Raw genomic sequence first — 20422 nt, 5'->3', positions numbered from 1 at the left:
CCATGCGCAAGCTGTTGTTGTCGGCCCTGCTGGCCGGCCTGATCGCCCGAACGGCCCAAGCGGCCGACATCGGCCTGTCCATCGAGATCCCGCGCCTGGATGTGGCCGAGTACCACCGTCCCTACGTGGCGATCTGGATCGAGAACCCCGACCAGAGCGTGGCCACCGACCTGGCCGTCTGGTACGACGTGGCCAAGAAGAACGACGAAGGCACGGAATGGCTCAAGGACATGCGCCAGTGGTGGCGCCGCAGCGGCCGCAACCAGAAATTCCCGGTGGACGGCGTCAGCGGCGCCACCAAGCCCGTGGGCAAGCACGCGCTGAGCTTTGACGCGGCCAGCAAGCCGCTGTCGGGCCTCAAGCCCGGCCAATACGCCGTGGTGGTCGAAGCCGCGCGCGAAGTCGGCGGCCGCGAGCTGCTGCGCATCCCCTTCCAATGGCCGCCGCAAAAGGCCGAGCAGTTGACGGCGCGCGGCGAACACGAACTGGGCGCCATCGCGCTCGACCTGAAACCCTGAGACCTACTAGGAGCGCAACGATGAAATCCGCCGCCAAACTGGCCGCCGCCCTGGCGCTGTGCCTGCCCTTCGCCTCCCAGGCGCATGACGTCTGGATGGTCCCGTCCTCGACCGTGTTGTCCGGCGTCGACAGCTGGGTCACCGTCGACGCCGCCGTCGGCAACGACAAGTTCTACTTCAACCACGCGCCGCTGCGCCTGGACGGCCTGGCCGTGACGGCGCCGGACGGCAGCGCCGCAGAAGCCGAGAACGTCAACAAGGGCAAGCTGCGCAGCACCTTCGACCTGCAACTGAAGCAGGCCGGCACCTACCGGGTGGCCGTGGTCAACGACGGCGTGTTCGCGCGCTGGAAGGAAGACGGCAAGAACAAGCGCTACTTCGGCAAGCCCGAAGGTCTGCCGCAAGCCGTGCCGGCCAAGGCCGATGAGCTGGAAGTCTCGCAAAGCCTGGGCCGCGTCGAAACCTTCGTGACCGCCGGCAAGCCCTCGGCCGTGAAGCCCGTGGGCCGCGGCCTGGAACTGGCGCCCGTGACCCACCCGAACGACCTGTTCACCGACGAACCCGCCACCTTCCAGATGCTGCTGGACGGCAAGCCCGCCGCGGACCTCGAAGTCAACGTGGTACCCGGCGGCAGCCGCTATCGCGACAAGGTCGGCGAGATCCAGCTGAAGACGGACAAGGACGGCAAGTTCTCGGTGAAGTGGCCGCAGCCCGGCCTGTACTGGATCGAGGCCGGCATGGAAGACGCCAAGGTCAGCGTGCCGCAAGCCAAGAAGCGCCGCCTGTCCTACGCCGGCACCGTCGAAGTGCTGCAGCCCTAAACCGCTGCAGGCGCATGGCCAGTACTCCTTCCTACGCCCAGCGCGGCGCGCCGGCCGCGGCCGTGCGCGTCGCCTACGGCGCCATGCCGGCAATGCCGGCGGCGCCCGCGGCGCTGGCCGGCGCCACCATGGGCACCACCTGGTCGGCGCGCATGGCGCTGCCGGCCGGGCGCACGGAGGCTGCTGCGCGCCAGGCCATCCAGGCCGCGCTGGACGAGGTGGTCGCCCAGATGAGCACCTGGGAAGCCGATTCCGACATCACGCGCTACAACCAGGCTGCATCCGGCTGGCAGGATCTGCCGGCGGAGTTCTTCCACGTATTGAGCCATGCTTTGGCGCTGGCCGAGGACAGCGGCGGCGCGTATGACCCCACGGTCGGACCGCTGGTGAATGCCTGGGGTTTCGGGCCGCATCAGCGCGCGTTTGAACCGCCCTCGCCCGCCGCCATCGATGCCGCGCGCGCCCGCTGCGGCTGGCGCCGCGTACAACTCGATGCCGAACGCCGCGCCGCACTGCAGCCGGGCGGCGCCTATCTGGACCTTTCCTCCATCGCCAAGGGCTACGGCGTGGATCGCGCCGCGATGGCGCTTGATGCCCTGGGCATTGCCCACTACCTGGTCGAAGTGGGCGGCGAGTTGCGTGCGCGCGGCCGGCGGCCCGACGGCCAGTCCTGGCGCGTAGCCATCGAAGTGCCGGACGCCAGCGACGACCACGCACTGGCGCTGCCGCTGTGCGACCGCAGCATCGCCACCTCGGGCGACTACCGGCGCCACGCCGGCAGCGGCGACGAACGCTACGCCCACACCATCGATCCGCGCAGCGGCCTGCCGGTACGCAACCAACTGGCCTCGGTCACCGTGCTGCATCAAGGCTGCATGCAAGCCGACGCGCTGGCCACCGCCCTGACCGTGCTGGGCGAAGACGAGGGCCTGGCCTACGCGCGCCGCCACGATCTGGCGGCCCTGTTCATCCTGCGCGAGCGCGACGCCTGGCGCGTCGTCGCCACACCCGCATTCCAGGCGCTGGCCGCCATAGCCTGACGCCATGCCAGCAACACGATTGATCGCGGCGGCATGCGTGGTGGGAGCCTGGCTGCTGCTGTGCGTCTGGGCCCGGCGCCGCGCCCTGCGTCACGAGGCGCAGCAGGCGCTGGCGCTGCAAGCCCTGCAAGCGCCGGTCCCCGAAGACACCTTGCTGATCGCCTATGCCACGCAGACGGGCTATGCCGAATCGCTGGCGGCGCAGACCGCCGACTCCCTGCGCGCGGGCGGCCTGGCAGTGCGCGTGGCCGCCATGGAACAACTGGACGCCAAACGCCTGGCGGAGTACCGCCGCATGCTGTTCGTGGTCAGCACCTATGGCGAAGGCGATCCGCCCGATGCCGCCGCGGCCTTCGCCGAACAGATGCAGCAGGCGGCCCCGGCGCTGGCCGGCGCGCATTACGCAGTGCTGGCGCTGGGAGACAGCGAATACGCCCAATTCTGCGGCTTCGGCCATCGCCTGGACGACTGGCTGCACGCGCAAGGCGCGACGCCCCTGTTCGACCTGGTCGAAGTCGACAATGGCGACCCGGCAGCCCTGCGGCATTGGCAGCACCACCTGGGCCTGTTGGCCGGACGCAGCGACCTGCCCGACTGGCAAGCGCCGGTCTACGAATCCTGGCGCCTGGCCGCGCGCGAGCCGCTCAATCCGCACAGCCAGGGCGGCCCTTGCTACCTGTTGACACTGACGCCGCCCGCCGATGGCGCGCGCAGCTGGCAGGCGGGCGACATCGCCGAGATCGGCCCGCGGCGCGAAGCCGGCGGCCCCTTGCTGGCGCACCGCGAGTACTCGATCGCCTCGCTGCCCGAAGACGGTTCGATTCAGTTGCTGGTGCGCCAGATGCGCGGCGCCGACGGTGCGCTGGGACTGGGTAGCGGCTGGCTGACCCACGTCGCCCAACCCGGCGACGCGATCGACCTGCGCGTACGCGTCAACCGCAATTTCCACGCGCCCGCCGACGAGCGTCCGCTGCTCCTGGTGGGCAACGGCACCGGCCTGGCCGGCCTGCGCGCCCTGATCAAGGCGCGCCGCGCGGCGGGCCAGCGGCGCAACTGGCTGGTCTTCGGCGAACGCAATGCGGCGCACGACTGGTTCTGCCGCGAAGAGATCGAGGCCTGGCGCGAGGACGGCACGCTGGAACGCGTGGACGCCGTGTTCTCGCGCGATCAGGCTGATCGCCGCTACGTGCAGCACCACCTGCGCGACGAGGCCGAGGCCGTGCGCGCCTGGGCCGACATGGGCGCCGCCATCTACGTCTGCGGCAGCCTGCAAGGCATGGCCGGCGGCGTGGACGCCGCCTTGCAGGACATCCTGGGCGCCGCGCGCCTGCAGGCCATGCAGCGCGACGGCCGCTACCGCCGCGACGTGTACTGAACGCGGCCGCTGCGCTTACTGCAGCTTGATATCGGCCTTGTCGATCACGGTCTTCCAGCGGTCACGCTCGGCGAGGATCTGCTGGCCGAATTCGGCCGGAGTATTGCCCAGCGGAAAAGCGCCCGTCTCTTCCATCTTGGCCGCGGTGGCGGGATCGCGCACGGCGCGCGCGAAGGCGTCAGCCAGCTTGTCGCGCACGTCATCAGGCATGCCGGCCGGGCCCACCACGCCGTACCAGGCGGTCACGTCGTAGTCCTTGTAGCCCTGCTCGGCGAACGTCGGCACGTCCGGCAGGCGCGGATTGCGCTGGGCGCCGGTGATGGCCAGGGCGCGCAGGTGATTGCTCTTCAGGTAGGGCAGCGACGAGGGGAAATTATCGAAGATCACCGGCACCACGCCGCCCACCGTGTCGGTCAGCGCGGGCGCCGATCCGCGGTAGGAGATGCTGTTCATCTTGCCGCCGATGATCTGCAGGAACCAGATCATGCCCAGGTCGTTCACGCCGCCCGCGCCGGCGTTGGCATAGCCGTCCTTGTTGGGATTGGCGCGCACGTGCTCGACGAACTCGCCCAGCGTCTTGGCCGGAAACTGCGGATTGACGCTGAGGATGTTGGGGCTGGTGACCAGGTTGCTGACGGGCGTGAAGTCCTTGACCGGGTCGTAGGCCAGCTTCGGAAACAAGTGCGGCGCGGTGCCGTGCGTGCTGACGGTGGCCAGGCCGACGGTGTAGCCGTCCGGCTTGGCGCGCGCGGTGGCGGTCATGCCTATGGTGCCGGACGCGCCCGTGCGGTTCTCCACCACGATCTGCTGGCCCAGGATCTCGCCGGCTTTCGCGGCGGCGAGACGGCCCACGATGTCGGTCGGTCCGCCGGCGGGAAACGGCACGATCAGCGTAATGGGATGGTCGGGAAATGCCGCGTGGGCGGCGGGCAGCACGGCGGCCAGCGCCAGGGCGACGCAAGTCTTGCGCATCATGGGTATGTCTCCTGTAGGGATGGTTGGAATTCTTATGTGGCTGCGCCAGCGGCGCCCTGCGCCATCGCCTCGCGGCGCAGGATCTTGCCGGGGCGGGCCATCCCGGGGCGGGCCATCCCGGGGCGGGCCATCCCGGATTCTGCCGGGAAGACCTGTTGGCCGTTGACCAGCACGTGCTCCACCCCGGCGGACGCCAGCGTCGGCGACTCCCAGGTGGCGCGGTCCTCGACCGTGTCGGCGTCGAACACGACGATGTCGGCCCAGGCGCCCTCGCTCAACTGGCCGCGTCCGGCCAGGCCGAACACGCGCGCCGGCAAGGACGTCATCTTGGCGACGGCGCTCTCCAGCGTCATCAGTTCGGCCTCGCGCACATAGCGGCCCAGCACGCGCGTAAAGCTGCCCCACAACCGGGGATGCGGATGGGCGTCGTTGGGCAGGCCGTCCGAACCCACCATGCAGCACTCGTGCTGGAAGATGCGCTGGACCTCGGCCTCGTCCATCGCGAAATAGATGGCGCCCGCCGGGCACAGGCGCTGCGCCGCCGAGGTCTTGTCGCAGCCCCAGCGCGCCGCGATGTCGCCAAGGAACTGGCCGCTGCATTCCGGATGCGGCGTGGACCAGGTGATGCGTATGTCTTCGATGATTTCGGCGCGTTCCGGAATCAGGATGGTGGAACTGCCCGGGTACGGGTAGATGTCCAGCGCCACCTCGACGCCCTCGCCGCGCGCGCGGTCGATGTTCGCCAGCGTGGCGCGGCTCTTGCCCCAGTTCTGCGGCATCATGCACTTATGGTGTGACAGCACGGTGGCGCAGCCGGTATTGCGCCCCACCGAGAGCACCTCGTCGACGGCCTCTTCGACCGCGTCGCCTTCGTTGCGGATATGGCTGGTGTGCATCGCGCCGCGCGCCGCCGCCACCCGCGCCAGGCCTTCCAGCTCAGCGGGGCGGGCCGCGCCGCCGGGCTGGTACGCCAGGCCGGTGCTGAAGCCCACCGCGCCCGCGGCCAGAGCTTCGTCCAGCATGCGCTGCATGCTCTCCTGTTCTTCGGCCGTAGGCTGCGCCGCAGGGTCGCGCATGGCGGCCAGGCGCAGGTTGGCGTGCCCCACCAGCGCCGCCACGTTGATCATGGGCTGCTGCGCGCGCAGCTCGCTGAAATAGGCCTGCATGTCGGCGAACAGGGGCGTTTCCCCCAGCAGCGCCAGCGCCGCGGCGGTATTGCCCGGCAAGGGCGCGGGCGCGCCGCTCACGCCGCAATTGCCCACCACCACCGAGGTAATGCCCTGGCTGGTCTTCCATTCCAGGCCGGGCCGCTCCACGAACATCAGGTCATCGTGGCCGTGCACGTCGATGAAACCGGGCGCCACGATCTTGCCGCGCGCGTCCACCCTGTGCGCAGCCGCTGCCCTCGACAGGTCGCCGATGGCGGCGATGCGTTCGCCCGCCACGCCCACGTCGGCGCGGCGCCGGGGGCCGCCCAGGCCGTCGACGACCCAGCCGCCTTCGATGATCAGATCCAGAGGTTCCTGCCGCATGGTGCTCCCGCCTTGAGGGTCTTGCCGGCGGACGCGCTTGAATCCGCGGACGCCGAAAGGGTCTAGTATCGTCGGCCCGATCAATCTGGGAAAATTGTTTTAATTGATCCATCTATCATGATTTGAAATGAATCGTCTGCCCAAGCACGTCACCCTGAAACACCTGACCGCCTTCGTCGCGGTGGCCCAGGAATCCAGCTTCACGCATGCGGCCAAGCGCCTGTTCCAGACTCAGTCGTCCGTGACCAGCCTGGTGCGGCAACTGGAGGACGCGCTGGCCACGCAGCTGTTCGCGCGCACCAGCCGGCGCGTGCTGCTGACAGCGGCGGGCGAGGAGTTTCTGCCGCGCGTCATGCGGCTGCTGGCGGATTTCGATGGAGTGATAGACGATGTGCAGCGCTACGGCGCGCTGGAGCGCGGACGCGTCGGCGTGGCCGCGGCGCCGTCGGCCATCACGCAGATTATCGCGCCCGCCGCCGCGGCCTACTCGGCCCGCTATCCGGCCGTGCGGCTGTACCTCAGCGACGACAACTCCGGCCGCATCCAGCGCAAGGTCGCCGCGCGCGAAGTGGATTTCGGCTTGACCAGCCGCTGGGCCGACGCGCCCGGACTGCAGTTCGACGCCCTGCTGGAGGACCGCTTCGGCGTACTGTATCGGGAGGACGACGCCAGTCTGCGCCCGGCGTGCGACGGCACGATGCGCTGGTCGGATCTGGCCGGCCGCAAGCTGGTCGGGGTGGTGGACGAGACCGGCATCATGGCGCTCTTGCGGGCCCGCGCCGACCTGCCGATAGAGGCCGGCGCGCCCTTCTATGAGGCTTCCAGCACCACTTCGCAGGCGGCGCTGGTCCAGGCCGGACTCGGCGTGGCGCTATTGCCGGCGTTGGCGGCGCAACGGGTGATGGAGCCCGGCCTGGCCTATGCCCTGCTGGCCCGGCCCACGGTGGTGCGCACGGTCTGCATCATCCGCCACAAGGAATACCCCTTGAGCCCCGCCGCGCAAGCCCTGATCCACGCCATTCACGACTATCTGCGCACGGCGCAGTTGCCGGCCGGCTGCAAACGCATGCCGGCCAAAGGCTTGAAAGCGTAAAAGCAGCGCGGCGCGCTCAGGCCCCGCGCAGCTTCTCGTCCAGCGCCGCCAGCCCCGCCGCGAACACGTTGCGACCCACGGCGTTCACTACGTCGCTCAATTCCGCGCCCTCGACGCGGAAATCCGCCCACCATTCCACCAGCGTCTGGCCGCCTTCGGTGACGGCATGCAGCGACACGCCGGCGGTGTAATCGCGCATGGGCAGGTCAGTCTCGATGATGGAATAGCGCAGCGCCGTGCCCGGATCGTCTAGCATCAGCAACTGCTCGCGCACGAAGCCGGAAGGCTTGAGCGACAGGTGCCGCACGCTGCCCACGGCGTCATGGCGGCCGCCCTCTTCCAGGCGGCTTTCGGCGATGCCGGGGTGCCAGTCGGCCAGGCCGTTGAAATCGCGGAAACTGGCCCAGACTTTCTGTAGCGGCGCGTGGATGATGGCGCTGACGTATACGGTGTGCGGCATGCGGACTCCTGCGGGCGCGCGGCCCAGGGATTGAGGAAACTACGGAATCAGAACGTCAGGCTCTTGAATTCGCGGGTCGCCGCGGTCAATGCCTGTTCAGTCGGCAGCCGCTCCATCGAGCTGGCGCCGTAGAAGCCATGGCAATGCTTGCACGCGCGCAGCACGTGGGCCGCGTCTTCGGGCGTGGCTATCGGACCGCCATGGCACAGCACGATGATATCCGGCCGCACCGCCAGCGCGGCCGCGGCGATGCGGTCGATGGCCGCCACGCAGTCGTCCAGCGTCTGCGCGGTTTCCGCGCCGATCGAGCCGCCAGTCGTCAGGCCCATGTGGGCCACGATGATGTCGGCCCCGGCCTTCGTCATGGCAACGGCGTCGTCCTCGTTGAACACGTAGGGCGTGGTCAGCATGCCCTTCTTGTGTGCCAGGCGGATCATGTCCACTTCCAGCGCATAGCCCATGCCGGTCTCTTCCAGATTGGCGCGGAAGGTGCCGTCGATCAGGCCCACGGTGGGAAAGTTCTGCACGCCGGCAAAGCCCTGGCGCTTGAGGTCGTCGAGGAACAGGTCGAAGTCGCAGAACGGATCGGTACCGTTGACGCCGGCCAACACCGGCGTCTTCTTCACCACCGGCAGGACTTCGCGCCCCATGTCCACCACGATCTCGTTGGCGTTGCCATAGGCCAGCAGGCCAGCCAGCGAACCGCGGCCCGCCATGCGGTAGCGGCCCGAGTTGTAGATCACGATCAGGTCGATGCCGCCCGCTTCCTCGCACTTGGCCGACAGGCCGGTGCCCGCGCCGCCGCCGACGATGGGCGTGCGCGCGCGCACCATGGCGCGATACTTGTCCAGGAGTTCGTTGCGGTCAAAGCGCGGCATGGCGGCGGTCCTCAGTGTGTAGCGATTTCAAGAAATTGGTCGACCGCGGTCTGGGCGAACAGCGGGTCGTTGATGTGGCAAGGCACGCGCACCAGGCGGCGGTCGGCGGTCTGCACCAGATTCGCCTCCAGCGCCGCGTACAGGGCGGCGTCGGCCTCCGGGTCCCAGAATGCCTGGCCCGGCGCGTCCAGCGCGGATACGCCGCCTTCCGGGATCAGGAAGCGCACCGGCCCCTGGCACTGGTTCAGGCGGGCGGCGATCCACTCGCCCTGGCGGGTGTTTTCTTCCACGGTGGTGCGCATCAGCGTCACCTGCGGATTGTGCGGATAGAATTTGCGGCCGCGGTAGCGCTCCGGTACGGTGTCCATGCCGCCGAAGTTCACCATGTCCAGCGCGCCGCAGGAGCCCACGTAGGGCAAGCCGGTGCGGGCCACGGCGCCGAAACGGTCCTCGGTGCAGGCCAGCACGCCGCCGAACAGGAAGTCGCAGACTTCGGTGGTGGTCAGGTCCAGCACGCCGCCCAGCAAACGGCTGTCCAGCAGCTTTTCCATCGACTGCCCGCCCGTGCCCGTGGCGTGGAATACCAGGCAGTCGTAGCGGGACTCCAGCAGCGGCGTGACTTGCTGCACGCAGGCGGTGGTGACGCCGAACATGGTGATGCCCACGGCGGGCCGGCCGTCGTCGGCGACCGCGCGGGCGGCCTGCCGGAAGGCGCCGCCGATCGCGCCGGCGGCGTTGGCCAGCACCCGGCGCGAAATGCGGTTCAGGCCCGCGACGTCGGTCACGGAATACATCATGGCGATGTCCGACGGCCCCACATAGGGCGCGACATTGCCCGAGGCCATGGTCGACACCATCAGCTTGGGCGTGCCGATCGGCAGCGCGCGCATGGCGGGCGTGATCAGTGCAGTGCCGCCCGAACCGCCCAGGCCCAGCAGCGCGCCGATTTCCGCATTGGCGGCAGCGTAGCGTTCGAAGGCGAGCGCCATGGCCGCGATGGCCGTACCCCGGTCGCCGGTGAAGACCGCGCCGGCGCCCCCGGGATGGCTGGCGGCCACCTCGCTGGCCTGCACCTGGGCCGCGCTGGCGGCGCCGGAGGTGGACACGTCCACCGATACCGGGTCCAGCCCATCCCGCCGCAGCAGGTCCATCACGTATTCGGCCTCTTGGCCCTTGGTGTCGTAGGTGGCGGCCACGTAGACCCGCCGGTTCGAATGCGTCATGACTCCTCCGCGGGCGGCTACACTCGGTGCGCGCCTCGATATGTGAGGCCGCTAGGCCTGTAGAATCTAGAAATGAGACGAAAGAATCATACTGAGACACCTGTCTCACGTCAAACTCCCGCCCCCTCCGCAACCGGCATGGCGCGGCTGATCGCGCCGGCCAGTCCGCAGGCCGCCGCCAGCGGCGAGCCGCCGCACGGGCCGCGCGCGCGCATGCGCAAGACCCTGCTGGATGCGGCGCAGCGGCTGATGGCCCAGGGCATCACGCCATCGGTGGCCGAACTGGCCGAACACGCGCAGGTCTCGCGCGCCACCGCCTACCGCTACTTTCCCAGCCAGAGCGCGCTGATCGCCGCCGTGGTGGACGAGAGCCTCGGTCCCATCCTGGCCTGGGACTCGGCCGCGCCAGACGCCGCCGGGCGGGTCGACGAGCTGCTGCGCTTCGCCTACCCCCGGCTCGAATCGCACGAAGCGCCGCTGCGCGCCGCCATCATGGTGTCGTTGCAGCAGCACGCCGAAGCCAGCGCCGGCCGTGCTGGCGCCGAACCGCGGCTGGTGCGCGGGCATCGCGTGGACATCCTCCGGCGCGCCATCGCGCCGCTGTCCGCCGAACTGACGCCGGCCCAGCTGGACTGCGTGGCGCAGGCCCTGTCGCTGGTCTACGGCACCGAGGTGTTCCTGGTGCTGAAGGACATCTGGAAACTGGAGCTGCCCGAACTCACGGACGTGGCGCGCTGGACCGCCCAGGCCATCATCACGCAGGCGCTGGCCGAGGCCAAGGCCGGCAAGCCCTAGGCGGCCGTCGCATCAAGCGCGCCGCACCATGCTGGCGGAAATGGCGCGGGCAGTGCGGCATAGCGGCTCCAGGAACTGTTCCGCCATCTGGTCCGCCGAGCGCACGCCCTGGATCCACACGATGTTCACGCAGCCGTAGAGCCGGCCGGGCGTGGCCACGACCGGAACGGCGATCGCCTCCAGCCTGTCATTGTGGTCCTTGCGCGGCTTGTCGTAGTCGCCGCCAAAACGCTGCTCGCGCAAGCCATAGCCTCGGCGGCGGGTCTGCTCCAGCATCGCGGACACCGCCGCGCGGTCATGTGCCAGCGCGTCGCCCTCCCTGCGGCTGCGGCGCAGCGCCGCCAGGATCGACTCGCGCTCCTTTTCGGCACAGAACGCCAGATAGGCGCGACCTACGGCGGAGCGCAGCATATTGATCCGGAAGCCGACGTTGTCCCCGCGGATCGTGAAGTACGACTGGCTACGGTTGGTTTCTCGCATGATCATCGCGCTGCCGCGCCGTACCGTCAGATCCGAAGGCCACAGCGCCTGCGCCTGCAGGCGGTCGAGCTCGGGCGCCGCGCATTGGCCCAGCAGGTCCAACTCGCGCGCGCGCCGGCTGGGCTCGTTGAGCGAGGTCGCCGGGCAGAAATAGTCGTCGGCGATCCGCCGCCAGATCAGTCCGCGCAATTGCAGCGTCGCCAGGATGCGCAACAGCGTGGCCTTGGCATAACCAGTGCGCACATGCAGTTCATGCAGGCTCGCGCCTTGCGTGGCGCGTACCTCGTCCAGCACGATCAGGCCGCGCTCCAGCGCGTCTATCGTCTTCACCTTCGGCGTCCAACGGCTCATTGCCACCCTCCTTCCAAACACCTGAAAGTTTCACTATGTGAAACTCTAACAAATCCTGCTTGAGCCGCCCAGTCCCCGCGAAATATCGTGGTGCCTACCGAAAAGCCGTTGTGGCCGACGGAACAGGACGAGAGGCGGGAATGAGCGGACAGACTGTGCGCAATGTGCTTTGGATCATGTGCGACCAACTGCGCTGGGACTACCTGTCCTGCTATGGGCATCCGCGCTTGCATACGCCCAACATCGACCGCCTGGCCGCCGAGGGCGTGCGTTTCGACAACGCCTTCGTGCAGGGTCCGGTCTGCGGCCCGTCGCGCATGTCCTATTACACCGGCCGCTATGTCACCAGCCACGGCGCGGTATGGAACTTTGTGCCCATGCCGCTCAGCGAAATGACGCTGGGCGACCACCTGCGCCCGCTGGGCGTGCGCGTCGCGGTGGCGGGCAAGACCCATGTGGAAGCGGACATGGCGGGAATGCAGCGCCTCGGGATCGACCCCGCCAGCGCCGCCGGCGTGCTGGCCGCGCAAGGCGGATTCGAACCCTACGATCGCGACGACGGGATCTGGCCTCCGGGCTTCAGTGACGAGTCGCACCACTACACGCAATACCTGCGCCAACGCGGCTACGACGGCGCCAACCCCTGGCACGACCACGCCAACTCGGCGCTGGGTGCGGACGGCGAAGTGCTATCCGGCTGGCTGATGCGCTATGCCGGGCTGCCAGCCCGCGTCAACGAGGCGGACTCCGAAACCCCCTACATGACCCGGCGCGCAATCGAGTTCATGGAGCAAAGCGAGCAGCCCTGGGTGCTGCACCTGTCCTACATAAAGCCGCACTGGCCCTATGTCGCGCCCGCGCCCTATCACGCGATGTACACGAGCGCGGACATACTGGCCGCGAAACGCGCGCCGCGTGAACTGCAACATGCGCACCCCGTACTGCAAGGCTTCCGCCAAGTGGAGGTGAGCAAGAGTTTCTCCCGCGATCAGGTGCGCGAGACCGTCATCCCCACCTACATGGGCCTGATCAAGCAGCTGGACGACCAGTTGGGCGTACTGTCCGACTACCTGCGCCGCAGCGGCCGTGACCAGGACACCATGATTGTTTTCTGCAGCGACCATGGCGACTACCTCGGCGATCACTATCTGGGCGAGAAAGAGCTGTTCCACGACTGCGTGGCCAAGGTGCCGTTGATCATCCGCCTGCCTGGCGACGATGCGCGACGCGGCGCAGTGGAATCGCGGCTGGTGGAGGCCATAGACCTGGTCCCTACCATCCTCGACGCCTTTGGCGCGGACATCCCCGACCACATCCTGGAAGGCCGCTCCCTGCTGCCGCTGCTGCGCGGCGAAGACCCGGCCGACTGGCGCCAGGCCGTGTTCTCGGAAAACAACTATGCGTTCCGCGACTGCGTGCGCGAGCCGCTGGGCCGTTCGGCCGACAGCTGCCACACCATCATGGTCCGCGACCACGAATGGAAATATGTCCATTTCGAAGGGTTGCGCCCGCAGCTCTTTGACCTGCGCGCGGATCCGGACGAATTCGACGACCTGGGCGCGGATCCCGCGCTCGCGCCCATCCGGGAACGCTATCAGGCCATGCTGTTCGACTGGCTGCGCAACCGCAAGATCCACCCCACGGTCAGCCACGCCGCCATGACGGGATGGACACGCAAGGAGGAATCGGTCGGCATCCATATCGGCAGGTGGTAGCGCAGCGTGCCCGGACCAGGGTGCCTGAAAAAAAATCGTCAGGAGACAGAATGAAATTGCATGTACTTGCGCTGGCGGCGTGTATCGCCGCCAGCACGGCGTCGCACGCCCAGTCAAAAGAGGATTGGCCGGTGCGCCCCATCCGCGTCGTGGTGGCCTTTCCTGCGGGATCGCCGGGCGATACCGCGGTGCGCATCGTGGGCGAGGCGGTGGGAAAGGCGCTCAAGCAGCCCCTCATCGTGGAAAACCGTCCGGGCGCGGGCGGCAATATCGGCGCGGAAACGGTCGCGCGGGCCGCGCCCGATGGATACACCTTCCTGCAAGCGCCGGACACGGTCGTCACCATCAATCCCGTCATTTACCGCAACCTCAACTTCACGGCCGAGGACTTGACGCCCGTCGTTGCCCTGGCGAACTTCAACCAGATGCTGGTGTGCACGCCCGCGTCCGGCCTGCGCACACTGGCCGAACTGGATGCCCAGGCCAGAAAGGCGCCCGGCGCGCTCAGCTATGCCTCTGGGGGCCAGGGCGTGCCGGGCCACCTGGCGATGGAGCTCTACCTCTCCGACACCGGCCTCGACATTCTGCATGTGCCCTACAAGGGGCCGTCGCCCGCCACGCAAGATGTGCTGGCCGGCCAGGTCACCTGCGGCTATCTGGCCTCGCCCGTGGTCGCGCCCTACGTCGCCGCGGGAAAGTTGTACGGGCTGGCGGTCTCCGGGACCGCGCGCTCGCTTCAGGCGCCGGACGTGCCGACCATGCAGCAGGCGGGTGTGGCCGGCTACGACGCCACCTTCCGGGAAATGCTGTTTGCCCCGGCAGGCACGCCGCCGCAGATCGTGAAACGCATGAATGAAGCGGTGGCGCGAGCCCTGGCGCAACCTGAGGTGAAGCAGAAGCTGCAGGGCAACGATCTGGATCCCCTGCCCGAGCCTCCTGACGCGACCGCCCGCCACTTGCACGACGACGCCGCCAAATGGGCCGACGTCATCCGCAAGATCAACCTGAGCGTGAACTGATCCGTCCGCCCCCATCCAACCGCGCCGGCACGCCCCTGTTCATCGGACGCGCGCGGCATCACCCGACACAGGAGATTCCATGAACCCAACAACCCCTACCGTCTTCGGCTCGCTGAAGGACTACCGCAAGGGCTCGATCGAGATCACGCAGGGCTCACCGCGCCACTACGTCTTTTCCAACATCTTCGAGGTGGCGGCCAACTCCGCGCCCTACGAAAAAGTCGTGGTCGGCAAGAACCTGGAGTACGTCATCGAAACCCTGCGCGCCGAAGGCGTGTCGCCCTGGTACGCCTGCAGCCATGACGAGTTCGCCATCCTGATGGACGGCCAGGCCCAGGTCGAGTTCCTGGCCCTGGACCAGCCGCCCGCCAGCGCGGACGGCAGCGTGCTGGCGGGCCAGGCTCCGGCCGGCAAGCCCATGGGCCGGGTGCTGCTGGGCCGCGGGCACCAATGCCTGCTGCCCGCCGGCTGCGCCTACCGATTCACCGCGCCGTATCCGGGCGTGCTGCTGATACAGACCCGCGCGGGCAAGCTGTCCGTCGAGAAGTGGGCGGACATCTGCCTGCAGTAAGCCCCCCTTTTTCCTTCAGGAGTACCGATATGGCCATGCTGGACACACACGCCCCCTCTTTCGCCGCCGGCAAAGTCGCCGCCGGCGCCGCCGACGCCGCGACCGGCTACAAGCGCTTCGACCTGGGCGCGTTCACCTTCATCCGCGACGAATACTTCGTCAAAGTGCATTGGCCTTCCAAAGGCCAGATCCGCACCCACGCCATCCCGGCCGATGCCTTCCTGCGTGCGCTGATGCGCGACGTGGCCTGGGGCTTTTTCTATGGCTGGGTCAACTTCGACCACGTGTTCGGCACACGCAACCATTACGGCAAGGTGGACGTCTACGCCGGTTCATTCAACGGCGTCATGAAGGCGGCGGGCGTGGACTACACCGAGACTTTCGACACCCCGCTCATCATGGCCACCTTCAAAGCCATGCTGCACGACTGGACCAACGAGGGTTTCGATCCCTTTGCCGCGCCCGAGGAGACCGGCTCGGCCTTCGGCCGCAAGCATGGCGACAACATCGCCGCCATCGAGCGCTCGCGCATTGCCACGCGGCGCATGCCGGGCCTGCCGGAAGACTCGCCGCTGCGCGACGACCTGCCGGTCAACCGGGCCTTCGCCGACGTGACCCAGGACGAGCCGCAGATCCATGCCGAGCCGGGCTACGAAGGCGCGTTGCATGCGTTCAGCCTGTTCAAGTACCTGTCGCGCTCGGACGTCACCTGGAATCCTTCCGTCACGTCCGTTTGCGGCGCCAGCCTGTTCTGCCCCACCACCGAGGAATTCATCCTGCCGGTGTTCCACGGCAACGACCGCGTCGAATGGTTCCTGCAGCTGTCGGACGAGATCGTCTGGGACATCGGCGACAAGGACACCGGCGCACCGCGCGCCCGCGTCACCATGCGCGCCGGCGACATCTGCGCCATGCCCGCCGACATCCGTCATCAGGGCTATTCGACCAAGCGCTCGATGCTGCTGGTCTGGGAGAACGCCACGCCCGACCTGCCCCAGCGGTATGAAAGCGGCGAACTCGCGCCCTACCCGGTCGAGTTCTGAATCCGCCCCCTTCCACTCATTACGTACCCAGAGCCATGCAGAACAAACTCTTTATCGACGGCCGCTTCGTAGACGCCGCCGCCGGCGGCACGATAGACGTGCTCAACCCGCACGACGCCACCCTCATCACCGCCATCGCGGCGGCCGAAGCCGAAGACGTGGACCGCGCCGTAGCGGCCGCGCAGCGCGCCTTTCCCGCCTGGTCGCGCATGGCCGCTGCCGAACGCGGCCGCCTGCTGCTCAAGCTGGCCGACCTGATCGAAGCCAACTCGGAAGAACTGGCGCAGCTGGAGACGCTGGACACCGGCCATCCGATACGCGACACGCGCGGCCTGGACGTGCCGCGCACCGCCGGCTGCTTCCGCTACTTCGGCGGCATGGCCGACAAGCTGCAAGGCAGCGTCATCCCGGTGGAAGCCGGCTTCCTCAACTACGTGCAACGCGCGCCCATTGGCGTGGTCGGCCAGATCGTGCCCTGGAATTTCCCCTTGATGTTCACCAGCTGGAAACTGGGACCCGCGCTCGCGGCCGGCAACACAGTGGTGCTCAAGCCGTCCGAACTGACGCCGCTGTCGACCTTGCGCATCGCCGAACTGATGGCCCAGGCGGGCTTTCCGGCAGGCGTCGTCAATATGGTCCCCGGCTACGGCCACACGGCGGGACAGCGGCTGGCAGAACATCCCGACGTGGGCAAGATCGCCTTCACCGGTTCCACCGCCACCGGCCGCCGCATCGTGCAAGCGTCCCAGGGCAATCTCAAGCGCGTGCAGCTGGAACTCGGCGGCAAGGGCGCCAACATCGTGTTCGACGACGCCAACCTCGACGCCGCCATCAACGGCGCGGCCTGGGCCATCTTCCACAACCAGGGGCAGGCCTGCATCGCGGGTTCGCGCCTGATGCTGCACGAGAAGATCGCCGATGCCTTCCTGGAGCGTTTCACGGCGCTGGCCGACTCCATCCGCCTGGGCGATCCGCGCTCGCCCGACACCGAAATGGGTCCGCTGACTTCGGCCCAGCACCGCGACAAGGTGCTGTCCTACGTGAACATTGCCGCCGAACAGGGCGCGCGCGTGCTGGCCGGCGGCACGGCGCCCGGCGGCGAGCTGGCCCGCGGCTACTACGTCGCGCCCACCATCGTCGAAGCCAGGCCCCGGGACCGCGTCGCGCAGGAAGAAGTGTTCGGCCCCTTCGTCACCGTGCTGCGCTTCGGCAGCGACGAGGAGGCGCTGGCCATCGCCAACGCCACCGACTACGGCCTGGGCAGCGGTTTGTGGACGCGCGACCTTGCGCGCGCCCACAAGCTGGCGGGCGCCATCCACGCCGGCATGTGCTGGATCAACTGCTACAAGCGGGTCAATCCCGGCAGTCCGTTCGGCGGTGTGGGCCAGTCGGGCTATGGCCGCGAGATGGGCTTCGAGGCCATGCATGACTACACTGAGGCCAGGTCCGTGTGGGTCAATGTGGACGCCGCCGTGCCGCCGCATTTCAAGCGCTGAGGAGCCGCCATGAACCCTGCCCTGCCGAACGCTGAAACCGCCTTGACCGACACGGTCGCCGCAGCCTACGCCCAGACGCCGGATCCCAGGCTGCGCCAGTTGATGCAGTCGCTGGTGCGGCACCTGCACGCCTTCGTCGCCGACGTCGAACCCACCGAGGCCGAATGGATGGCGGCGATCCGGTTCCTGACCGAAACCGGCCAGATCTGTGACGGCGTGGTGCGGCAGGAGTTCATCCTGCTGTCCGACACGCTGGGCGTGTCGATGCTGGTGGACGCCATCAACCACCGCAAACCCGGCCAGGCCACCGAAAGCACGGTGTTCGGCCCCTTCTACATCGCCGGCATGCCCGAGCGCGCGGCCGGCGAGGACATGGCGCAGACGCCCGGCGCGCCCGCGCTGGTGCACGGGTACGTCCGCGACACCGAAGGCCGGCCGCTGGCTGGCGCCGTGCTCGACGTATGGCAGACGGCCGCCAACGGCATGTACTCGGGCCAGGACGTAGAGCAGCCGCAAGGCAATCTGCGAGGACGTTACCGCAGCGGCGAGGACGGCTACTTCGCGATCCGCACCATCCTGCCGGTGTCCTATCCGATCCCGGGCGACGGCCCAGTCGGCCGCATGATGGCGGCGACAGGCCGCCACGTCTTCCGGCCCGCGCACCTGCATTTCATGATCGACGCGCCGGGACACCAGCGCCTGGTCACCCATCTGTTCAATGCCGGGGATCCGTATCTCGAGTCGGATGCGGTGTTCGGCGTGAAGCCTACGCTGGTGCTGCAATACGACCGGCAACACGCGGATTCGGCGCTGGGCCGGCGCCATGGATTCGATTCGGACTTCCACGAGGGGCGCTATGACTTCGTGCTGCCCCGCGCTTGAATCCGCAGCGGAGGCTGCGCTGTGCCGGGTCGACGATATTCCAGACGGCGGTTCGCTGACCGTGGACATCGGCGCGCAGCCGGTGATCCTGCTGCGGCGCGGGCAGTCGGTCTGGGGCTACCTGAACCGCTGTCCGCACTTCTCCGTCACGCTGAACGCCGCGCACGGCGCGGTCCTGACCTATGAGGCCCAGGTGCTGATGTGCGCACATCATTCGGCCTTGTTCCGCTTCGAGGACGGGCTGTGCATCGAAGGCCCCTGCCAGGGCGCGGCACTGGATCCCCAGCCACTGCGCGTGGATGCGGGACGCGTCTACGCCGGCCGCGGCACGCTCCTGGATCCTGCTGGTTGACGCAGCCCGCCACAATTGCTACACACACAGACGCATTGCACTTGCCCTCAGAATCTCTCCATAAGAGGTGGTTTATGAACAAGCGTATTGTTGTCGTAGGCGGCGGCGTAGGCGGCACCATGCTCGCCAATCAGCTGGCCGGAAAGCTCTACCCCGAGATCACGCGCGGCGAAGTCTCCATCACGCTGCTCTCGGACACGCCGGATCATTACTACAAACCGGCGTTCATGTACGTGGCCTTCAACCTCTTCTTCCAGGAAGAACTGAAACGGCCGGAACGCTCCCTGCTGCGGCCCGAAATCGAGTTCCGCGTCGACAAGGTCACGCGGTTCCATTTCGACCGCCAGGAAGTCTCCACCCAGAGCGGCAAGCGCTACGGCTACGACTATCTGGTCATCGCCACGGGCTGCGTGCCATCCCCCGAGCGCATCGAAGGGCTGAAGGAGGCCGGGGACCATTTCTACCAGTATGCGCCCGCCAGGCAGCTGGCGGACCGCTTGTCGCGCATCGAACGCGGGCGGGTATTCATCAGCGTCACTTTCCCCAAGACGCCCAACGTCCCGCACCAATGCGGCATCGCGCCCATCGAAACCACGCTGATGCTGGACGACTATCTGCGGCGGCGCGGCGTGCGCGACAAGATCGAAATCGTCTACACCTACCCAACCACCTCGCAGCTGCTGCGCAACTGCCTGTTCCTGCAACGCCCGACCTGCGAAGTGCTGCCCGCCATCTTCGAGCAGAAAGGCATACAGTTCCAGCGCGGCTTCACGCTGTCGCGGGTGGACCCGGAGCGGCGCATCGCCTATTCGGAGGAAGGCGGCGAGCAGCCCTTCGACATCCTCATGGCCACGCCGCCGATACGCGCCGTGGACGTGGTGCTGGAATCCGGCGTGTCGCAGGCCGAGAACAATGAAGGCTGGCTGCCGACCGACCACGAGACCCTGCAGGTCTACGGCCTGCAGAACGTCTACGTCATCGGCGACACCGTCGACCTGCCGGTCAGCAAGGCGGGCGGCTCCTGCCACAACCAGGCGCCCGTGGTCGCCAACAACATCGCGGGCGAGATCCGGCTGGGCCATCCTTGCAGCGTCTATGACGGCCGGGTGCAGGCGGTCGCCCAGATGGGGCTGAACGCCGGCATGCCGCTCTGGTACGACTACACCCACGACGTGCTGCCCACGCCGCCCACCAAGCTCGGCGGCCTGCTGCGCCACGGGTTCAACCGCGGCCTGTACTGGGCCGTCGCAAGGGGAATGCTATGAACGCGCCGCATGAAGCAAGCGCCACCCAGGCCGCCGATACGCCATCCGCATTCCTGGGCGGAGGACCTGGCGCGCGCGCGTTGGCCGACAGGCTGGGGCTGCTGGCCGAAGCCGGACGGCTGGACAATATCGCCGACCTGCTGTCGCTGACCTCGGACCTGGTGGACCTGTTGGACCAGTCCATGGTGGAAAAGCTGGCGTTGCTGTCGGAGCAGGCCAGCAGCGCCGCCTGGACCGCCGCCAACACCCTGCGCGACGCCCATGCCCGCACGCTGCAGGAAGCCCGCCCGCCGAGCCTGACGGGCCTCATCGGCCTGCTGCGCGACGAAGACACGCGCCGCGGCATGGCCGTGGTGCTGCGAGCGCTGCAAACGCTGGGCCGGCAGATGGCGGCGCAGCGCAAGGACTACGCGGGCGTTACCTGAGGCTGCGCCGCGCGGCTGCACACCTCCTGGCGTCCGGCCATCCGCGGATACCAGGACCGCGCATGTAAAAACCCCCGGCAGCTGGATTTCAGTCCAGCTGCCGGGGTTTGTTC

General features: G+C 68.1%; 21 protein-coding genes. 15 read left to right on the top strand and 6 right to left on the bottom strand.

Translation table 11 applies throughout. The annotated features are described in order from the left end of the window. Positions 1-2: 2 nt before the first annotated feature. The 4 genes from AC6LKD_RS23195 to AC6LKD_RS23180 are packed head-to-tail and all read left to right on the top strand — an operon-like array spanning position 3 to position 3754. A complete protein-coding gene (locus AC6LKD_RS23195; protein ID WP_013394820.1) occupies positions 3-518 on the top strand; it encodes a DUF2271 domain-containing protein in 516 nt (171 codons plus the stop codon). A 20-nt stretch (positions 519-538) separates the two neighbouring features. Then, positions 539-1339, top strand: a complete 801-nt coding sequence (locus AC6LKD_RS23190) for a DUF4198 domain-containing protein (RefSeq protein ID WP_498117583.1) — start codon at positions 539-541, stop codon at positions 1337-1339. 14 nt (positions 1340-1353) lie between these two features. Further along, entirely contained in the window at positions 1354-2379 is a 1026-nt protein-coding gene (locus AC6LKD_RS23185) for an FAD:protein FMN transferase (RefSeq protein ID WP_498117582.1), read from the top strand. 4 nt (positions 2380-2383) lie between these two features. Further along, positions 2384-3754, top strand: coding sequence for a sulfite reductase subunit alpha (locus AC6LKD_RS23180; RefSeq protein WP_498117581.1), 1371 nt, complete (start codon positions 2384-2386; stop codon positions 3752-3754). Positions 3755-3769: 15 nt separating this feature from the next. Here the strand turns inward: AC6LKD_RS23180 and AC6LKD_RS23175 are convergent, their stop codons facing one another. After that, positions 3770-4729, bottom strand: a complete 960-nt coding sequence (locus tag AC6LKD_RS23175; protein ID WP_498117580.1) for a tripartite tricarboxylate transporter substrate binding protein BugE — start codon at positions 4727-4729, stop codon at positions 3770-3772. A gap of 32 nt (positions 4730-4761) precedes the next feature. Next, a complete protein-coding gene (locus AC6LKD_RS23170) occupies positions 4762-6261 on the bottom strand; it encodes an N-acyl-D-amino-acid deacylase family protein (RefSeq protein WP_498117579.1) in 1500 nt (499 codons plus the stop codon). Positions 6262-6388: 127 nt separating this feature from the next. On the opposite strand from AC6LKD_RS23170, the gene AC6LKD_RS23165 reads away from it, so the two are divergent. Then, complete coding sequence (locus tag AC6LKD_RS23165; protein WP_498117578.1) at positions 6389-7354, top strand: LysR family transcriptional regulator; 966 nt, start codon at positions 6389-6391, stop codon at positions 7352-7354. A 16-nt stretch (positions 7355-7370) separates the two neighbouring features. On the opposite strand, the gene AC6LKD_RS23160 is transcribed toward AC6LKD_RS23165, so the two are convergent. From AC6LKD_RS23160 to AC6LKD_RS23150, 3 genes are read right to left on the bottom strand one after another with little or no spacing between them, the layout of a single operon-like run. Then, on the bottom strand, positions 7371-7814 hold the full coding sequence (locus tag AC6LKD_RS23160; protein WP_498117577.1) for an SRPBCC family protein: 444 nt from the start codon (positions 7812-7814) through the stop codon (positions 7371-7373). 47 nt (positions 7815-7861) lie between these two features. After that, entirely contained in the window at positions 7862-8692 is an 831-nt protein-coding gene (locus AC6LKD_RS23155) for a phosphoenolpyruvate hydrolase family protein (RefSeq protein ID WP_498117576.1), read from the bottom strand. A gap of 11 nt (positions 8693-8703) precedes the next feature. Further along, complete coding sequence (locus tag AC6LKD_RS23150) at positions 8704-9915, bottom strand: Tm-1-like ATP-binding domain-containing protein (protein ID WP_498117575.1); 1212 nt, start codon at positions 9913-9915, stop codon at positions 8704-8706. A 138-nt stretch (positions 9916-10053) separates the two neighbouring features. On the opposite strand from AC6LKD_RS23150, the gene AC6LKD_RS23145 reads away from it, so the two are divergent. Beyond that, positions 10054-10710 (top strand): TetR/AcrR family transcriptional regulator, encoded by a 657-nt coding sequence (locus AC6LKD_RS23145; protein ID WP_498117574.1) that lies wholly within the window; start codon positions 10054-10056, stop codon positions 10708-10710. Positions 10711-10722: 12 nt separating this feature from the next. Here the strand turns inward: AC6LKD_RS23145 and AC6LKD_RS23140 are convergent, their stop codons facing one another. Then, on the bottom strand, positions 10723-11541 hold the full coding sequence (locus tag AC6LKD_RS23140; protein ID WP_498117572.1) for an IclR family transcriptional regulator domain-containing protein: 819 nt from the start codon (positions 11539-11541) through the stop codon (positions 10723-10725). A gap of 140 nt (positions 11542-11681) precedes the next feature. Here AC6LKD_RS23140 and AC6LKD_RS23135 point away from each other — a divergent pair, with 140 nt between their 5' ends. From AC6LKD_RS23135 to AC6LKD_RS23095, 9 genes are all read left to right on the top strand, one after another. Beyond that, complete coding sequence (locus AC6LKD_RS23135; RefSeq protein WP_498117571.1) at positions 11682-13256, top strand: alkaline phosphatase family protein; 1575 nt, start codon at positions 11682-11684, stop codon at positions 13254-13256. Between the two features lie 50 nt (positions 13257-13306). After that, positions 13307-14275, top strand: coding sequence for a Bug family tripartite tricarboxylate transporter substrate binding protein (locus AC6LKD_RS23130; RefSeq protein WP_498117569.1), 969 nt, complete (start codon positions 13307-13309; stop codon positions 14273-14275). Positions 14276-14354: 79 nt separating this feature from the next. Then, on the top strand, positions 14355-14846 hold the full coding sequence (locus AC6LKD_RS23125) for a cupin domain-containing protein (protein ID WP_498117568.1): 492 nt from the start codon (positions 14355-14357) through the stop codon (positions 14844-14846). Between the two features lie 29 nt (positions 14847-14875). After that, positions 14876-15889 carry a hydroxyquinol 1,2-dioxygenase gene (locus AC6LKD_RS23120; RefSeq protein ID WP_492275367.1) on the top strand — a complete coding sequence of 338 codons (1014 nt, stop codon included), beginning with the start codon at positions 14876-14878 and terminating at the stop codon, positions 15887-15889. A gap of 35 nt (positions 15890-15924) precedes the next feature. Then, positions 15925-17385 carry an aldehyde dehydrogenase family protein gene (locus AC6LKD_RS23115; protein ID WP_013394841.1) on the top strand — a complete coding sequence of 487 codons (1461 nt, stop codon included), beginning with the start codon at positions 15925-15927 and terminating at the stop codon, positions 17383-17385. Positions 17386-17394: 9 nt separating this feature from the next. Then, positions 17395-18267 carry an intradiol ring-cleavage dioxygenase gene (locus AC6LKD_RS23110; RefSeq protein WP_013394842.1) on the top strand — a complete coding sequence of 291 codons (873 nt, stop codon included), beginning with the start codon at positions 17395-17397 and terminating at the stop codon, positions 18265-18267. Further along, positions 18242-18619, top strand: a complete 378-nt coding sequence (locus AC6LKD_RS23105; protein ID WP_013394843.1) for a Rieske (2Fe-2S) protein — start codon at positions 18242-18244, stop codon at positions 18617-18619. Before AC6LKD_RS23110 ends, AC6LKD_RS23105 begins: the two co-directional genes overlap by 26 nt. 74 nt (positions 18620-18693) lie before the next feature. Beyond that, complete coding sequence (locus AC6LKD_RS23100; protein ID WP_492275364.1) at positions 18694-19884, top strand: NAD(P)/FAD-dependent oxidoreductase; 1191 nt, start codon at positions 18694-18696, stop codon at positions 19882-19884. Beyond that, positions 19881-20309 carry a DUF1641 domain-containing protein gene (locus AC6LKD_RS23095; protein ID WP_013394845.1) on the top strand — a complete coding sequence of 143 codons (429 nt, stop codon included), beginning with the start codon at positions 19881-19883 and terminating at the stop codon, positions 20307-20309. Before AC6LKD_RS23100 ends, AC6LKD_RS23095 begins: the two co-directional genes overlap by 4 nt. Positions 20310-20422: the final 113 nt, after the last annotated feature.

It is taken from the genome of Achromobacter sp. D7-1 (assembly GCF_059760445.1).
The sequence above is the reverse complement of the archived record's forward strand: the minus strand, read 5'-3'. Positions and strand labels throughout refer to the sequence as shown.

What these genes read in the sequence shown, in the direction of transcription:
- AC6LKD_RS23195 (WP_013394820.1), top strand. Translation starts at nt 3, where the DNA reads ATGCGCAAGCTGTTGTTGTCGGCCCTGCTGGCCGGCCTGATCGCCCGA.
- AC6LKD_RS23190 (WP_498117583.1), top strand. Translation starts at nt 539, where the DNA reads ATGAAATCCGCCGCCAAACTGGCCGCCGCCCTGGCGCTGTGCCTGCCC.
- AC6LKD_RS23185 (WP_498117582.1), top strand. Translation starts at nt 1,354, where the DNA reads ATGGCCAGTACTCCTTCCTACGCCCAGCGCGGCGCGCCGGCCGCGGCC.
- AC6LKD_RS23180 (WP_498117581.1), top strand. Translation starts at nt 2,384, where the DNA reads ATGCCAGCAACACGATTGATCGCGGCGGCATGCGTGGTGGGAGCCTGG.
- AC6LKD_RS23175 (WP_498117580.1), bottom strand. Translation starts at nt 4,729, where the DNA reads ATGATGCGCAAGACTTGCGTCGCCCTGGCGCTGGCCGCCGTGCTGCCC.
- AC6LKD_RS23170 (WP_498117579.1), bottom strand. Translation starts at nt 6,261, where the DNA reads ATGCGGCAGGAACCTCTGGATCTGATCATCGAAGGCGGCTGGGTCGTC.
- AC6LKD_RS23165 (WP_498117578.1), top strand. Translation starts at nt 6,389, where the DNA reads ATGAATCGTCTGCCCAAGCACGTCACCCTGAAACACCTGACCGCCTTC.
- AC6LKD_RS23160 (WP_498117577.1), bottom strand. Translation starts at nt 7,814, where the DNA reads ATGCCGCACACCGTATACGTCAGCGCCATCATCCACGCGCCGCTACAG.
- AC6LKD_RS23155 (WP_498117576.1), bottom strand. Translation starts at nt 8,692, where the DNA reads ATGCCGCGCTTTGACCGCAACGAACTCCTGGACAAGTATCGCGCCATG.
- AC6LKD_RS23150 (WP_498117575.1), bottom strand. Translation starts at nt 9,915, where the DNA reads ATGACGCATTCGAACCGGCGGGTCTACGTGGCCGCCACCTACGACACC.
- AC6LKD_RS23145 (WP_498117574.1), top strand. Translation starts at nt 10,054, where the DNA reads ATGGCGCGGCTGATCGCGCCGGCCAGTCCGCAGGCCGCCGCCAGCGGC.
- AC6LKD_RS23140 (WP_498117572.1), bottom strand. Translation starts at nt 11,541, where the DNA reads ATGAGCCGTTGGACGCCGAAGGTGAAGACGATAGACGCGCTGGAGCGC.
- AC6LKD_RS23135 (WP_498117571.1), top strand. Translation starts at nt 11,682, where the DNA reads ATGAGCGGACAGACTGTGCGCAATGTGCTTTGGATCATGTGCGACCAA.
- AC6LKD_RS23130 (WP_498117569.1), top strand. Translation starts at nt 13,307, where the DNA reads ATGAAATTGCATGTACTTGCGCTGGCGGCGTGTATCGCCGCCAGCACG.
- AC6LKD_RS23125 (WP_498117568.1), top strand. Translation starts at nt 14,355, where the DNA reads ATGAACCCAACAACCCCTACCGTCTTCGGCTCGCTGAAGGACTACCGC.
- AC6LKD_RS23120 (WP_492275367.1), top strand. Translation starts at nt 14,876, where the DNA reads ATGGCCATGCTGGACACACACGCCCCCTCTTTCGCCGCCGGCAAAGTC.
- AC6LKD_RS23115 (WP_013394841.1), top strand. Translation starts at nt 15,925, where the DNA reads ATGCAGAACAAACTCTTTATCGACGGCCGCTTCGTAGACGCCGCCGCC.
- AC6LKD_RS23110 (WP_013394842.1), top strand. Translation starts at nt 17,395, where the DNA reads ATGAACCCTGCCCTGCCGAACGCTGAAACCGCCTTGACCGACACGGTC.
- AC6LKD_RS23105 (WP_013394843.1), top strand. Translation starts at nt 18,242, where the DNA reads ATGACTTCGTGCTGCCCCGCGCTTGAATCCGCAGCGGAGGCTGCGCTG.
- AC6LKD_RS23100 (WP_492275364.1), top strand. Translation starts at nt 18,694, where the DNA reads ATGAACAAGCGTATTGTTGTCGTAGGCGGCGGCGTAGGCGGCACCATG.
- AC6LKD_RS23095 (WP_013394845.1), top strand. Translation starts at nt 19,881, where the DNA reads ATGAACGCGCCGCATGAAGCAAGCGCCACCCAGGCCGCCGATACGCCA.